At 40.1% G+C, this 15837-nt stretch carries 15 protein-coding genes; 7 read left to right on the forward strand and 8 right to left on the reverse strand.

Annotated features, from left to right (window positions below; all coding sequences use genetic code 11):
* Positions 1 to 33 precede the first annotated feature (33 nt).
* Genes WD048_14805 through WD048_14825 form a run of 5 tightly spaced genes read left to right on the forward strand, consistent with a single transcriptional unit; the run spans position 34 to position 4998 of the window.
* Entirely contained in the window at positions 34 to 345 is a 312-nt protein-coding gene (locus WD048_14805; GenBank protein MEX0813486.1) for a hypothetical protein, read from the forward strand.
* 20 nt (positions 346 to 365) lie between these two features.
* Positions 366 to 2231: a DNA mismatch repair endonuclease MutL gene (gene mutL / locus WD048_14810; protein MEX0813487.1), complete on the forward strand. Its 1866-nt coding sequence runs from the start codon at positions 366 to 368 to the stop codon at positions 2229 to 2231.
* A 30-nt stretch (positions 2232 to 2261) separates the two neighbouring features.
* Positions 2262 to 2918, forward strand: a complete 657-nt coding sequence (locus WD048_14815; protein ID MEX0813488.1) for a rhomboid family intramembrane serine protease — start codon at positions 2262 to 2264, stop codon at positions 2916 to 2918.
* A 38-nt stretch (positions 2919 to 2956) separates the two neighbouring features.
* Positions 2957 to 3892 carry a rhomboid family intramembrane serine protease gene (locus tag WD048_14820; GenBank protein MEX0813489.1) on the forward strand — a complete coding sequence of 312 codons (936 nt, stop codon included), beginning with the start codon at positions 2957 to 2959 and terminating at the stop codon, positions 3890 to 3892.
* A complete protein-coding gene (locus WD048_14825; GenBank protein ID MEX0813490.1) occupies positions 3892 to 4998 on the forward strand; it encodes an endonuclease/exonuclease/phosphatase family protein in 1107 nt (368 codons plus the stop codon). Before WD048_14820 ends, WD048_14825 begins: the two co-directional genes overlap by 1 nt.
* A 55-nt stretch (positions 4999 to 5053) precedes the next feature.
* Here the strand turns inward: WD048_14825 and WD048_14830 are convergent, their stop codons facing one another.
* Positions 5054 to 5221 (reverse strand): hypothetical protein, encoded by a 168-nt coding sequence (locus tag WD048_14830; protein MEX0813491.1) that lies wholly within the window; start codon positions 5219 to 5221, stop codon positions 5054 to 5056.
* Positions 5222 to 5610: 389 nt separating this feature from the next.
* On the opposite strand from WD048_14830, the gene WD048_14835 reads away from it, so the two are divergent.
* Complete coding sequence (locus tag WD048_14835; GenBank protein MEX0813492.1) at positions 5611 to 7341, forward strand: T9SS type A sorting domain-containing protein; 1731 nt, start codon at positions 5611 to 5613, stop codon at positions 7339 to 7341.
* Positions 7342 to 7396: 55 nt separating this feature from the next.
* Here WD048_14835 and WD048_14840 read toward each other — a convergent pair whose 3' ends face one another.
* Complete coding sequence (locus WD048_14840; protein MEX0813493.1) at positions 7397 to 8653, reverse strand: DEAD/DEAH box helicase; 1257 nt, start codon at positions 8651 to 8653, stop codon at positions 7397 to 7399.
* 485 nt (positions 8654 to 9138) lie between these two features.
* Between WD048_14840 and WD048_14845 the strand changes: the two genes are divergently transcribed.
* The gene (locus tag WD048_14845) at positions 9139 to 9633 is read left to right on the forward strand and encodes a gamma-glutamylcyclotransferase family protein (GenBank protein MEX0813494.1); all 495 of its coding nucleotides are present in this window, start codon (positions 9139 to 9141) and stop codon (positions 9631 to 9633) included.
* Between the two features lie 51 nt (positions 9634 to 9684).
* Here the strand turns inward: WD048_14845 and WD048_14850 are convergent, their stop codons facing one another.
* The 6 genes from WD048_14850 to ccoS form a co-directional block, all read right to left on the reverse strand.
* A complete protein-coding gene (locus WD048_14850; protein ID MEX0813495.1) occupies positions 9685 to 10389 on the reverse strand; it encodes a sulfite exporter TauE/SafE family protein in 705 nt (234 codons plus the stop codon).
* Between the two features lie 3 nt (positions 10390 to 10392).
* Positions 10393 to 10836: a FixH family protein gene (locus WD048_14855; protein MEX0813496.1), complete on the reverse strand. Its 444-nt coding sequence runs from the start codon at positions 10834 to 10836 to the stop codon at positions 10393 to 10395.
* A gap of 73 nt (positions 10837 to 10909) precedes the next feature.
* Entirely contained in the window at positions 10910 to 12301 is a 1392-nt protein-coding gene (gene ccoG, locus WD048_14860) for a cytochrome c oxidase accessory protein CcoG (GenBank protein ID MEX0813497.1), read from the reverse strand.
* Between the two features lie 29 nt (positions 12302 to 12330).
* Positions 12331 to 13305 carry a cbb3-type cytochrome c oxidase N-terminal domain-containing protein gene (locus WD048_14865; protein MEX0813498.1) on the reverse strand — a complete coding sequence of 325 codons (975 nt, stop codon included), beginning with the start codon at positions 13303 to 13305 and terminating at the stop codon, positions 12331 to 12333.
* 198 nt (positions 13306 to 13503) lie between these two features.
* Positions 13504 to 15636 (reverse strand): cytochrome-c oxidase, cbb3-type subunit I, encoded by a 2133-nt coding sequence (gene ccoN / locus WD048_14870; protein ID MEX0813499.1) that lies wholly within the window; start codon positions 15634 to 15636, stop codon positions 13504 to 13506.
* Complete coding sequence (gene ccoS, locus WD048_14875) at positions 15633 to 15833, reverse strand: cbb3-type cytochrome oxidase assembly protein CcoS (protein ID MEX0813500.1); 201 nt, start codon at positions 15831 to 15833, stop codon at positions 15633 to 15635. Before ccoS ends, ccoN begins: the two co-directional genes overlap by 4 nt.
* Positions 15834 to 15837 lie beyond the last annotated feature (4 nt).

Here is a 15837-nt window from a genome sequence, read left to right on the forward strand (position 1 = left end):
AGCTTTCTGACAATAGAATCGTAAATTTGCAGTATGCCGCTATTTAATATCAAAACCGCTTTTTTCAAGGCTCCAAAATACCAGCGCTTTAACTTCATTCCGCGCTATTACGACCCCGACAGGGAGGAGTTTGAAAAACGCGTGCGTGCGGCTGAAATGGAAAGCAAACTGGAAAACACCGAGGAACAACTCCGAGAGCTAAAGATCAAAAACAGTTTTAAAAGAGCGCGGGAAAAATCGATGAATTTAAATGCCAAACATGAAATTAAAAAATCGAGAATCCGTTTTGCTGTTATTCTTGCAATACTCGTAGCTACTGCGGCCTGGATTATCTTTAGCGTATAATTATCTTTAAGTAAAATTTCATGTCAGACCTGATCAATTTATTGCCAGATGCCATTGCCAACCAAATAGCTGCAGGAGAGGTTGTGCAAAGACCTGCATCTGTGGTAAAAGAAATGATGGAAAATTCTGTGGATGCCGGTGCGCGGAATATCCAATTGATCATAAAAGATGCGGGAAAACAATTGATACAGGTAACGGATGATGGCACGGGAATGTCGGAAACCGATGCGCGGATGTCATTTGAACGCCACGCCACTTCCAAGATCAGAACGGTGGATGACCTTTTTGCCATACGTACGATGGGTTTTCGGGGCGAAGCAATGGCCTCTATAGCTGCCGTAGCAAAAGTTGAACTGAAATCGCGACAGCACGATAAAGAATTGGGCACCAAAATCATTATTGAAGGCTCGGAACTGATCACACAAGAGCCCTGCCAATGCCCGGCAGGAACAAGCATTAGTGTGAAAAACCTGTTTTACAATGTGCCGGCACGCAGAAATTTCCTGAAATCAAACCCGGTGGAAACCCGCCACATGATTGATGAGTTTACCCGACTTGCCCTTGCTCATCCCGACATTCATTTTACCATGCAGCACAATGGGCTGGAGCTTTTTCATCTCAATTCTGCCAATTTACGACAGCGTATTGTTTCTATATTTGGCAATGCTGCCAACGGACGCATTGTGCCCATAGAAGAAGAAACAGATATAGTAAAGCTCTATGGATTTATTGGCAAACCGGAATTTGCAAAAAAAACCAGGGGAGACCAGTTTCTTTTTATCAATGACCGCTTTGTGAAAAACAATTATCTCAACCATGCGGTTTTTAGCAATTACAACGATCTGATTCCCAAAGGGAATTACCCCTTCTTTGTGCTTTTTCTGGAAATTAATCCGCAAAAAGTGGATATCAATGTGCATCCCACCAAGCAGGAAGTGAAGTTTGAAGATGAACGGGCTATCTACAATATTGTGCGCGCCAGTACTAAACACGCACTGGCCAAATACAGTGTAACACCAACTTTGGACTTTGAACAGGAGCAGAGTTTCAACCGCATTCAGGGCAATCCGGGACTTTCTTCTTCGGACAATTTTAATCCCGAAAAATTTGCAGGAAAAAGTGGACAGGGACTGAATACCGCCCACCAGATCAATGCCTGGAAAACGCAGGATTCTCAGCGTGAAAATAACAATCTGAGAAATTGGGAGAAATTATTTGATGGCGTAAAAACAGAAAGTCATCAGGAGGAACAATCCATGACATTAAAGAGCTCATGGGATGATGCCGGAGCTCAAAGAATGCCACATTCAGAAAGCATAGAGCGCAAACAGCCCTATCAATTGCACGGAAAATACATTCTCTCGCCCATCAAGTCTGGCTGTATTTTGATCGATCAGCACCTGGCACATGAGCGCATTCTTTACGAAAAACTGATGCAATCTTTTGAGCAGAAAAAAGTAGCCACACAAAAACAATTGTTCCCACAGACGGTTACTTTTTCAGCACAAGACAGCTCGCTGGTATTGGAATTGCTGAACGATATTAATGCGCTGGGTTTTGACATTCAGGAGTTTGGAAAAAATACTTTTGTGGTTCACGGAGTGCCGGCAGATATTGGAACCAATGAAGAACAAGTTGTGCTGGAAGAATTGATAGAAAATTACAAACAAAATCTGCAAGAATTGAAACTGGACAAGAGAGAAAGCCTGGCGCGTTCACTTGCGCATGAATCGGCCATAAAGAAGGGCAAACTCATGGAAGCTGAAGAGATGAAACAATTGGTTGATGAGCTTTTTGCATGCGAACAACCCTACCTGGCACCCAATGGTAAAAAGACTTTTATTACTTTAGATTTTCAGGAACTCGAAAAAAGATTTGAATCATAAACACAACAGGCACAGCCTAAAGCATAAACTATGTATAATTCCATACCTCCCGTAGTCAAAAACCTATTAATTATAAACGGGTTATTATTCCTGGGCACTGTTGTAGCAGAAGGTTTTGATATCAGCCTAATTAGAATTTTGGGTTTGCATTCCTTGCAGTCTGAATTTTTCAAGCCTTATCAATTTATCACTCATATGTTTATGCACGGGGGCTTTCTGCATATTTTTTCCAATATGTTTGCCCTGTGGATGTTTGGTTCACGCCTGGAAATGACCTGGGGCTCGAGCCGTTTTTTATTTTATTATTTTTTCACCGGACTTGGTGCTGCTGCTTTGCATTCTGGAGTTACATACTGGGACATAGAACAGCAAAAAGCCGCTGGGTTGGCCGGCCAGGAATTGTACCGTCTAATCAATATTCCTACGGTAGGAGCATCCGGAGCGGTATTTGGTGTGTTGATCGGTTTTGGGCTTTTGTTTCCCAATACACAGCTGATGTTGCTTTTCCCACCTATTCCAATTAAAGCTAAAATATTTGTGTTTTTATACGGTGCGTTCGAACTCTATGCGGGTTTCAGCTCTTTTAGCGGAGGTAGTAATATTGCGCACTTTGCGCATGTTGGAGGCATGGTATTTGGCTTTATTTTAATTAAATATTGGCAAAAGAAAGGCAATAGTTTTTATTAGCAAAAAGCTGATAAGCCAAACAATTCAATTGCAAATAAATGTACGGAAAGAGCACAGGTTTATGGGAAGATTTTAAAATGGAGCTGAACAGCGGCAATATTATCAGCCGACTGATTCTCATTAATGTAATTGTATTTTTACTGGCGAATATTATCAATGTTTTTGCCTTTTTGCTGAGCGAGGAAAAAAGTGCTGCCGGCCTTTTTCTCAGCAATATACTCAAGTGGGTAATGCTTCCTGCCGACCTCATGCAATTGCTTTATCGCCCCTGGACACTGATTACTCACATGTTCACCCATTTCGGGTTTTTTCACCTGCTGTTTAATATGCTATGGCTGTATTGGTTTGGTCGGATTTTAAGTGAATTTGTAGGACAAAAGAAAATACTTCCGCTCTATATTATGGGCGGACTGGCCGGGGCGATTTTACTCATTGCTTCTTATAATATTTTTCCGGGTTTACAGTCTTCTGTGCCTTATGTGCAGGCGCTGGGCGCTTCTGCCGGTGTGCTTGCCATAGTTGTAGGAGCGGCCACCCTGGTTCCTGATTATTCGGTGCACCTGCTTTTTTTGGGCAGTGTGCGCATCAAATACATTGCCCTGGTACTTGTTTTAATTGATTTGATTAGTATTCCGCAGGCCAATACCGGTGGCCATATTGCCCACCTGGGCGGTGCGGTTTTCGGCTATCTCTTTGTGCGGCAAATGCAAACGGGCAATGACTGGTCCATTCCTTTCAATAATTTGATGGATAAAATAAGTGGGGTTTTTAGCTCACTAAGCAGACTACGCAAACCCAGAGTAGTCTATAAAAACCCAAAAAGCAGTACTGTTAAAAGCAGCTCTGCAAAGAAAGACTCAAAAAACAGGCAGGAGCGTGTTGATGAAATTCTGGACAAAATTTCCAGTTCGGGCTATGATAGTCTCACTGCTGAAGAGAAAGCATTTTTATTCCAGGTCAGTAAAGAAGAATAATGTTACAGCGCTTTCTGACATATGTTTTGCTTTTTATTGTCCTGAGCTGGAGCTTATTGCTTGCAATTTCTATTGTTGCGGTACATTCATCTTATGAATTTGTTTGGTGGACAGGTTTATTGGCACTTGCTTTTCCGGTATTGTTGTTTGGTGAATTTGTTCTGCTGGTTTTTTGCCTTTTTGTAAAATGGCCTTTTGCATTAATTCCGCTCTTGTTTATTCTTGGCTCCTGGCAAAATATCAAACATTATGTAGCTTTTTCGCCCAATAAAACAGCATTGCAAAACAAAGGGGAAACACTTAAAATCATCTCCTATAATGTCAATGTTTTTGATCTCTACAATTGGACCAATAACAGGGCAACCAAAGATTCTATGTTGGGACTCATTAAAAGAGAAGACCCCGATATACTTTGCCTTCAGGAGTTTTACACTGAAAATGCTTTCAGTAATTTCAACACTTACAAAGTGCTTCAGGAGCATTACAAATACAATTATTTTCACAAAGGAATAGAACTTCCAGGGGGCAAACATTGGGGGCTGGCTACTTTCTCCAAATATCCAATTTTAAACAATCGCACAATCGGTACAACAGACAATAGATTAAACCTTTGCCTGGTTAGTGATATAGATGTAAATGGAAAAAGCATCAGTATTTATAATACGCATTTACACTCTTATCACGTAAAAGAAGCAGACCTTACGAGGCTCAACAGAAATAATGAAATCGACCAAAACCTGGGCGCAATACAAAACCTGCTCTATAAAGCAAAACTTGCCTATACCAAAAGATTGCAACAAGTAAAAGCCATTAAAAATGACTTGAATCAAAACAAATTGCAGAGCATTATTTGTGGTGATTTCAATGATACGCCCAATTCATTTCCTTATCGCCATATAAAATCGGGTATGAAAGATCCATTTCTGGAAAAAGGCTTTGGTCTGGGCGGCACCTATCGGGGCGGTACTATCACAGGGCGACTTCCCAAAGTACGCATAGATTTTATTCTTTGCGACACTTCATTTGAAGTCAAAAGTATTGATGTGCTTCGCTATCCATACTCTGACCATTATCCACTAATAAGTACACTGGTATTGCCGGAGTAGGTTTTTGTGCCCAGAACAAACTCTGACAGTGTCTTGCCTATAATGGCAAGCACATTTATTTTATCTGATGTTGAGGGGAGTTTTTCCACTTAGCACACATTTTTTCAAGGTATTTCTTTTCCTCTTCTAATGTCATGTCCTGAATCTCTTTGTTGAATTTGTCTCTTATTGCTCTCAGTTTTTTTACCAAACCTTTTTGCGTTTTGATCTTTTGGTTAATCATATCTCTCTATTTCTTTAGGTGTACGTATTTCAATTGGAGTATATCCCTCTTGAAGGTTAATTTTGAATATGTTCGTCAAGTATCCGTTCAAAAAACGGAATCGTTTTGCTTGAAAATTCCTCGTCAAAATACCCTCCAAAAACCGATGTGTCCAGATATGCTGATTTGATCATACTTAAAGGTACAACAAATCACTATCTTTTGATACTGGCTCACTTTCATAAAAGCATGTGAGTATAAGTCAAATCTTGCGCCCAGAACTAACTCTAACAGGGTCTTGCCTAAAACGGCAAGCAGGTTCAAATCCTGTCAGAGTTAGATTTCAAATAATCCAATAAATATTTTAAATTCATTGAATGGTAAATCATGGGTTTTCGACAAGCAATGCAATGAAATTTATTTGGATAGTAATCTTTAGCTTATTGTTCCTCTCATTTTCTTATGCCCAGAAATATGATAGAAATTGGGTTTTTGGTTATAACTGTGGCATAGATTTCAATGACTTGAATAATCCAAGGGTTTTTGAGACTAATATTGATCAATGTTATGCAACAGCAGCATCAATATCTGACAGTTCAGGAAATTTGATATTGTATTTAGGAAAACACTCAACAGATTTTAGTATTGAAATGTTTGATAGTGAAGGCACACGAATAGACAATTCAGATATTATACTTAGCAATTCTTATTTAAATGGTGCCTTTTTTCTTCCTCATCAAACTAACAGAGAGCAGTACTATTTGATTTATACAGGATCTAGGTATAATAATCCTAATTGTGACCCTATGGTTTCACTTTGTGCTAATCTTTATTACAGTTTAATAGATGTATCCTTAGATAGTAGTAGGATTATACAAAAAGACATTCCATTGGGCACTCAAGACATTTTTGAAGGTATAAATGCAGTTAAGCATTCCAATGGAAGAGATTGGTGGATAATTGCCAGAGAGCTACCAAAAGTTGGAACGTGTACAAACACATACATTACTTTTTTATTAACTACTGATGGCTTTAAAGGGCCATTTAGTCAAGATATTGGCCCTTTTTACTGTGATAAACCTTCCGATCCAGATGGAAGTATCACAATATCAAAATACGGAAACAAATTATCTTTTTACGGCACGTATTATCAAGTTTTGGAGCTTTTTGATTTTGATAGATGTGAAGGTGAACTATTTAACTATAAAAATTTAGATAGTAATAAGTTAAGTTGGATTTACGATTGTGAGTTTTCACCAAACTCAGATTTTTTATACGTAAATACTATAATATCCAATAGCAGTCCTTACTCTTCAAAACTTATGCAGTTTGACCTAAATAACAATGACAAAATCACTATTTGGTCAGATTCAAGTATAGGTCTAAATGATTTTACATTAACCCAATTAAAATTAGCGCCTGACAATAAAATTTATGTTTCTTACAGCCAAAGAGATTTTCGTTTAACGAAATTTAATCAGTATAATAATCATTTAAGCTTTATCAATTTTCCGAATAGAAAAGGAACGAGCTGTGATTTTAATCCATTTGAATTTGAATTAGCAGACAGTTCCTATGCTTTTCTTGCGTTACCTCACATGCCCAATTACAACCTCGGTCCCACGGGTATTTACAAGGCAGATGCAGGAAATGATACTTTGCTCTGCAAAAGTTATATGAATGGTGTGAAATTGGGTACACCGGCTATTGCAGGGTTGAGCTATTCATGGTCGCCTACTAAGGGGCTCGACAATTCCAGTATAGCACAACCTACTGCCAATCCAGACAGTAATATGAAATACACGCTTACTATTACAGATGACAATACAACTTCCAGTTGTAATCAAAGAAAGGATAGTGTATTTGTAAAAGTAGAAACCTGTACGTCAATAAATGACATAAGCTCAAATGGAAAAGGGATTGTTGTCTATCCCAACCCCACCCAAAACATCCTCCATATTGAAACGACATCCGAAAATCATCAAATTCAAAATATCCAAATCATCGATATTGGTGGTAAAAACATAATTCACAGCAAACAAAGCCCTATCAACACCAGCGAACTTTCACCCGGCATTTATTTCTACCAGGTGGAAATAAGTGGTGGGGAATTAGTGCGGGATAAGTTTGTAAAAAATTAAGGGTTGGAACGCTGGTGGACTGATCTTTATGATACTCACAGATAGCTTTTTGAGCCTACCTGCTTTGTCTCGCATTTCTACGCTTTCCCCAGTTCGGCTTTTTTGACCTTCCTTGGTTAGAGGTTTTTGATTTTCCTTTGGAAGGACACACTTTAGTGCGGTCGTATTCATCAGGATTGCTTACCGGATAAGACTGGTTTTTCAACTCTGGTATTTGATGCCCCACTAATTTTTCAATATTGATCCAATCTTCCATTTCATCGGCAGAGCAAATGGAAATCGCCTTGCCATTTAATCCCGCCCTGCCTGTTCTGCCGATTCGGTGCACATAGGTTTCGGAAATATTGGGGATTTCAAAATTGATAACATGTGACAACCCGTCCACATCAATACCGCGAGCGGCAATATCTGTTGCTACCAGTACGCGGGTTTTGCCATCCTTGAAATTGCTGAGTGCACGTTGACGTGCATTTTGCGATTTGTTACCGTGAATGGCTTCAGCTTTGATATTGTTTTTCAGCAAAATTTTCACCAGTTTGTCGGCTCCATACTTGGTGCGTGTAAAAACCAGCACCGAACCGATTTCTTCCTTTTCCAGCAAATACAATAAATGCGCCTTTTTGTCTTTTTGATCGACAAAATATACGTATTGTTTTACTGTATCAGCTGTAGAAACAGCAGGAGTTATATCCACTCTTTCGGGATTGATTAAAAGGCTTTGCGCGAGTTTCACAATATCATTCGGCATGGTGGCCGAAAAAAGCAGTGTTTGTCTTTTCTGCGGCAATAATTTGATGATTTTTTTCACATCGTGGATAAAACCCATGTCGAGCATTCTATCTGCTTCATCGAGTACAAATATTTCCAAGTTGCGAAGGTTTATAAATCCCTGTTGCTGCAAATCGAGTAGTCTGCCCGGAGTGGCAATAAGGATATCTACGCCCTTTCTGAGCTTTTGGGTTTGCTGTCCCTGTTTTACTCCGCCAAATACTACTGTGTTTCTCAGCCCGGTGTATTTGCCATAAGCTGTAAAACTTTCATCTATTTGGATTGCCAGTTCACGGGTAGGCGTAACAATCAATGCGCGGATATTTTTAGAACCCGCTTTGCTTTCATTTTTAGCCAGTAAATGTAAAATAGGCACAGCAAATGCAGCTGTTTTTCCGGTACCTGTTTGGGCGCAACCCAACAGGTCTTTGCCTTTCATTACAATAGGAATGGATTGCTCCTGTATAGGAGTTGGTGTTTTGTAAGCTTCATCTGCCAGTGCTTTTAGCAATGCATGATTAAGCTTGAAGTCTTCAAAATTCATTAAGTGTTTTTAAAATTAAAAAAAGGCGAATGCCTTTTGTGGTGGAAAGAATTATGCTGCAAGATACGACTTTTTTTGTCCATGTGCTTAACTTGTTGATTGATTTAATTCTGCATTAAACGCTTAGTGGTATATGTAAGCATTTGTAGATAGCAAGATTTTCTAAGCAAAATTAATAGACATACTCGATCAACAAACTATTGTAAGCAGTTAGTTATTAATGAACTAAATAGTGTCTGTCCATAATGTCCGATTTCTTCGTTACGCTTGCCCTGAAAACAGTCATTTACATAAGTAAACTCTTGATTTTCAGGACTACGCAAGCCTCGAACTCGAACATTCTGAAGCAGACTCTGACTTAATAGACAAACACTAAATAGATGACGATTGTCTTTATACACTCGTTACCTGCAATTAATAAAGTGTTTGTAATTGAACTATAAATCTAGTAAATACTTGTCTTGTCTGTATAATCATTTTCATGCATGAATTTACATCCTGAAAACAATCTGGTATTTAGTTATGGGACTTTAAAGCGAGGCTTTCCGAATCATTCTATTATGGTGAAAGCAAAAGCTTGCTACATTGCAGATGCAAGAACAAAATTCAAATATCCATTATTACAGGCCGGTAAATGGAACGCTCCATTTATGATTCATAGTAAGAATTATCCCAATAGTTATAAGATAAAAGGTGAATTATTTGAAATTGACAAAAAGGGAATATTAGCACTTGATGAATTTGAAGGCGTTGACAAATGCTATTATAAAAGATTGAAAACTGAAATATACTACAAAACTGAAAAAGGGCATACAATCTCGAAAATTGCATGGTGCTATTACTGTTATGAAAACTCAGCAAATTTACTAGCTAACTCATCCAGGTTTATTCCTTTTTTTGGGAAAGAAGAATTGCATAAATATACTCCAGTGCACCTTAGACCTTCGGGCTGGAAAGACAACATATATAAATTAACGTGAATAATGCAGGTGACAAGTGATCATGATGGCATATTATCAGAGAACCGTTACCTAATGACAAGACCTCTCTACCTCCACCCCATCTCCCAGCACAGGACTGATGTAGGGAATGCCGAGGTTGAGTCCCCTGAGGATCAGTAAAACGGCAAAAAAGCCAATGGCAAAAGGCATGGCCTTGCGCAGTATTTTGTGGAATTTCATTTGCACCATGCCGCCTGCAAGGGAGAGCACAAGCATCATGGGGAAGGTGCCGAGGCCAAAAACAAACATATACAACCCGCTTTCAAACACCCCTCCTGCTGCCAGTCCGGCCAGCAGGGCAATATAGACCACCCCGCAGGGTAAAAAGCCATTTAAAATACCAATGGAATAGTAGGAAAAGGCATTGGGGTTTTTCAACAAACCGCCCAGCTTTTTAGTGATAAAAGTGTAAAATCCCCGCATCCAGTATGCTTTCTGGGTAATGCTTTCCGGGTTAATGGAAAACACGGCAATCAGCAACAGTACGATACCAATGGCAATGGAAAGGCTTTGCTGATAACCGGCAATTGAAATGCCCTTGCCCAAAAGCCCGATCAACAAGCCGGCAAGGGTATAAGTAGTCAGGCGGCCTGAATTGTAGAGTATCCTGCCCAGGAAAAACCGGGCTCTTGAAGCGGATTTCTTTCCCGGCAAAGCCAAGGCAATAGGGCCACACATTCCGGCACAGTGTACGCTGCTGAGCAAACCAAAAACAAAAGCTGTCCAGACAAACATGATCTATTGTTTTACGAAAACATTTTCGTCATAATAATCAATTCCATTTGCAGACCAATGTACCTTGGCACGCCACAAACCTTCTGCCTGCTTTGAAAAATCTATGAATTGAACTCCGGCCTCATTTTTTTCAATAGGTATTTTTAGATCGTATGCTGCTTTATCGGGTTTGTACAAATGTATTTCGCCATTTACATCATCCATATCTTCGGGAAATGTGAATGTCAGTTGGGCTTTGTCCCTATCAAATATAATCTTCAAGGGTTGTTGTAGGTTTTTAGAGTTTTGGGACCTGTCGATCTGTTGCTGATAAGAAAGGTCTTTGTCGTAATAATTTTCGGTGACCAAATCAAAATCCTGATTGACTGCTTTCGCTACCAAAACAAGCATAAACACAACAAAACTCAAGTAAAAAACGGCTGCTTTATAGCCCCAGTGAAAATTCATTATATCTTATTTTTAAATCAAATCCGTCTAAAATAAAAGTAGGGGCGCACGGCCATTCGCCCCTACTTTTATTTTAAGGTGCTAAAAATTGCGTTTTCACAATATCGATGCTTTTCCCGTCTCTATATACACCCACTTGTATTTTATTTTTCCTGCTTTCTAATTTTTCTTTCGGGATTTCTATCACCACTGCTCCATCGTACATAGATTGCGCTTCGACCAAAGGAGTTCCACCTGCAACAGTAACCTTTCCATCAATACCTTCAAGTTTCAATTCCACTTCAAAAGTTTGTGAAGTTTTATTCACCATTTGCAGCGTATATATATTGCTGATATTTCCTTCCGAAGATTCTCTAAACAAAGTTCCCGGTGCACGCAGCAAGGTAGTTTCCACACTTGTACGTGTCAAAAGTGCCCCTGTAAGTACAAAGAGCAAAACAATTAAAACACCGGTATATCCGAGCATTCGGGGCGACCATGCAAAAGGTTTTTTCTCTGCAATATTATTGTATGAGGCATAGCGAATCAAACCTCGAGGCTTGTCGATTTTGTCCATTACATGGTCACAGGCATCAATACATGCCGTGCAATTGATGCATTCCAGTTGTGTTCCATTTCTGATATCGATTCCTGTAGGGCAAACCTGTACACATAAATTACAATCGATACAATCTCCCAGGTTTGGATCGGGTTCGTTCTTTTTAAGTTTGCCACGGGGTTCTCCGCGCAGCCAGTCGTAGGCAATTACTATGGAATCGCGGTCGAGCAGCACCCCTTGTAGCCGTCCGTATGGGCAAATAGTAGTGCAAACCTGTTCTCTCAAAAATGCAAAAACACCATAAAATGCCATGGAGAAAACAATTACACCAAAGAACCCGGCTAAATGCTCTATGGGTGAACTTGTAACGATTTGCAACCATTTTTCCCGCCCTACCAGGTATGCCATAAAAGTATTGCCGATGGCAAAAGCGGAGACCAAAAAAATAATGTGTTTGCCTCCCTTTTTTATGATTTTATCCCTGTTCCATTCCTGCTTGTCTAATTTTCGCTGTTGATTGGCATCTCCCTCTATCCAATATTCAATTCTTCTAAAAAACATTTCCATAAAGATGGTTTGCGGACAAACCCAGCCACAAAACAAACGACCATAAACTACAGTGAACAGTACTATAAATACAATGAGTGTAATCATTGCCAGGACAAATACGAAAAAATCCTGCGGCCAAAAGGGAAAGGTAAAAATGACAAATTTTCTTTCGAAAATATTGAGCATCAAAAGGGGCTGCCCGTTGATGTGAATGAAAGGAGCGGTGAAGAAAAAGATCAACAGAAAATAGCTCAGCCATGCACGTGCATTAAAATATCTGCCAAAAGGTTTTTTGGGGAATACCCAGATTCTTTTTCCCGATTTATCTACAGTAGAAATACTGTCTCTGAAATCTTCCTTCTCAGTATTTTCAGCCATAATGCTATTTCAATTCAGAACAGTTTTATTTAAATTTCGTTCTCATTTTCTATTTTGTTTTTTTCCACCTCAGGCTCTGCAATTTCCCCTTCTGCTGCATCAGCTTCCTGTTCTTCAGGCACTTCTGCTTCCTCTTCCTCCCACAATTCGCCCTCTGGCTCTTTTGCAATAGATGGATCTGCAGGATCCATACTCAATATATAACTGGCGACCTGTTGCATCTCCAAAGGTTTTAGCTGTGCCTGCCAGGAAATCATACCATTCTGGGGTCTTCCGTACTTTATCACTTCAAATACGTTTTTTACGCCTCCACCATTCAACCAATAATCATCCGTGAGATTGGGGCCAATTCCACCTTCGCCTTCAGCACCGTGACAAGCCGCACAATTGATCATATAAACTTGTTTCCCCTTGCCCAGGTCTGCTGTCGAATTCAGAACAGTCACATTTGTTTCATCCACCCCTTGTGCAGCTTTTTTCAGATATTCATCACGAGCTACCTCAGCTTGTGCAATTTCCTTTTCGTATTCATCCAGCATTAAATCACCACTGCCAGAAACATGGTAATGAAACAAATAGACGCCCGACCAAATGATTGAAACATAAAAAAGCCATTTCCACCAGGGTGGCAGGTTGTTGTCCAGTTCCCTGATGCCATCATAATCATGATCCATTTCTATTTCATGCTCTTGCTCAACGGGAACAATGTCGGTGAGTTTCTCTTCTACATTTTGCCAGAATTTATCCACGACAGGCACTTCATCTTCTTTCCACAGGCCGCGCTCTTTAAGTATCTTTTCTCTCATGTCACTTATTTCACCCATCAACTGGGAGAACATGACAATTACCGTGAAAAAAACAATTAAAAGCGCCAACAATATAGCGCCTAATATGATTTGCTCCTCATATTTTTCAGAAAAGGGAATGGGGCTATCTGCCTGTGCAAAAGCTTGATTCAAGGCTGAAAATATCAGCAAGCAAGTAAAGAGGGTTTTATTTTTCATTGGACGTTTCATGATTTTGCTTTTCTTTTTTTGATTGACCTTCATCAAAAGGGAGGTTTTCCATTTTTTTGATCTTATCTTTTTTATACATCATTACCCACAGGATCATGATTATGAAGAAAAGAAAGAACAAAACAAATGATATGACCGGAAAAAGTCCTATATCTTGAATTGATCTTAATACATCTTTATACATAACTATTCATTTGTACTTTCTTCTTTAGCATTAATATCTGTCCCTAATCTTTGTAAATAGGCGATTAATGCAATGATTTCTTTATCATAAGCAATGTCTATTTCATTTAGCGCAAAGTTGTCGGCAATCTTTTTGGCCTGTTTGTCCATTTCATCAGCAGCAATTTCATCATAGCCTTCGGGGTAGGGGACTCCCAGCGTCTGCATCACCCTGATTTTTGAGGCAATACTTGATTTATCGTATTCATCGTCAAACATCCAGGGATAAGCCGGCATAATGGATCCGGGAGAAATACTTTGCGGGTCGAGCATATGATAAAAATGCCAGGAATCGGGGTATTTCCCTCCAACTCTGTGTAGATCAGGTCCGGTGCGTTTTGAGCCCCACAGGAAGGGAAAATCATAAACAAATTCACCGGATTTAGAATATTCACCATAGCGTTCTGTTTCTGAGCGGAATGGCCGAATCATCTGAGAGTGGCAAGTATTACAGCCTTCCCGAACATAAATATCCCGGCCTGTCAACTCCAGTGGTGTGTAGGGCTTTACCGATTCAATGGTCGGCACATTGGATTTGATCATAAATGTGGGCACCATTTCAATTATCCCACCAATAAGAATTAAAATTGTGCTGAACAGCAACATTTGCATTGGGCGTCTTTCAATCCATCTGTGCCAGTGGTCGCCTTTCGATACATTGTGTTCTTTTTCAAGTGGTGGTGCTTCGGCTGCTTCATTCGCTACAAAAGTGCCTTGCCTTGCTGTTTTGATCAGGTTATAGAGCATAATAAGTGCTCCTGTCAAATATATAGCACCACCAATAGCGCGCATTTTATACATGGGCAATATCTGTGTAACCGTCTCCAGGAAATTGGGATATCTCAGGAAACCTTCTTCTGTAAATTCTTTCCACATCAGGCTTTGTGTAAGCCCGGCCCAATAGAGCGGAACCGTGTAAACCACAATACCCAGCGTACCGATCCAAAAATGCAGATTGGCCAGTTTGGTAGAAAAGAGTTTTGTTCTGAACATGGTCGGTATCAGCCAGTACAGCACCCCAAATGTGAGGAAACCGTTCCAGCCCAGGGCTCCCACATGCACGTGGGCAATGGTCCAGTCGGTATAGTGACTGATGGCATTGACGCTTTTCAGCGAGAGCATCGGCCCTTCAAAAGTCGCCATGCCATAAGCGGTGAGTGCAACAACCAAAAATTTGAGCTCGGGCATGCTTCGTACCTTATCCCATGCACCGCGAAGTGTCAACAGACCATTGAGCATACCCCCCCATGAAGGGGCAATCAGCATTATTGAGAATACCGTACCCAGCGACTGCGCCCAATCCGGCAATGAAGTATAAAGCAGGTGGTGTGGCCCCGCCCAGATATAGATAAAAATAAGTGCCCAAAAGTGAATGATCGAGAGCCGATAGGAATATACCGGCCTATTTGCAATTTTTGGCACAAAATAATACATCAATCCAAGGTAGGGTGTGGTAAGGAAAAATGCTACGGCATTATGCCCGTACCACCACTGTACCAGTGCATCCTGGACTCCGGCAAACACAGAATAACTTTTAAACAATTCGGCTGGTATGGCCAGTGAATTGACAACATGCAGTACGGTAACTGTACACCAGGTGGCAATATAAAACCAGATGGCTACATACAAATGGCGCTCCCTTCTTTTTAAAATAGTGCCAAACATATTGAGTCCAAACACGATCCAGATAAGTGCAATGGCAATGTCAATTGGCCATTCCAATTCTGCATATTCTTTAGAAGAAGTAAGTCCCAAAGGAAGTGTAATAGCAGCCGAAACTATAATAGCCTGCCAGCCCCAGAAGTGGATATAGCTCAGTGCATCACTAAACATCCGAGCTTTCAACAGTCGCTGAAGTGAATAATACACCCCCATGAATATGCCATTGCCCACAAATGCAAAAATCACAGCATTGGTATGCAGTGGTCGTATTCTTCCGAAAGTGATCTCGGCTGTATTAAAGTTATAAGCCGGATTGATAAGCTGTATGGCAGCTATCAAGCCTACCAACATTCCTACAACACCCCACAAACTAGTGGCTATGGCAAAGTATTTGACAACCCTATTGTCATAATGGAATTTTTCAACTGCGTTCATTGCTTCTTTTTTGTATTAGCGTTTAAGTTTTTATCTTTTTCTTTTGATTTGGAGGGCTTATTGTCATCCCAAAGCATTCTTATAGAAGGAGTGTATTCATCGTCATACTGACCATCTTTTACTGCCCAGAAAAAGGCAATTAAAAAGCCCAGTGCGACAGTTATACTTATAAGAATTAAAACAATTATTGCACTCATTTAT

The organism is Chitinophagales bacterium, assembly GCA_040877935.1.
GTDB lineage: Bacteria > Bacteroidota > Bacteroidia > Chitinophagales > CAIOSU01 > JBBDNB01.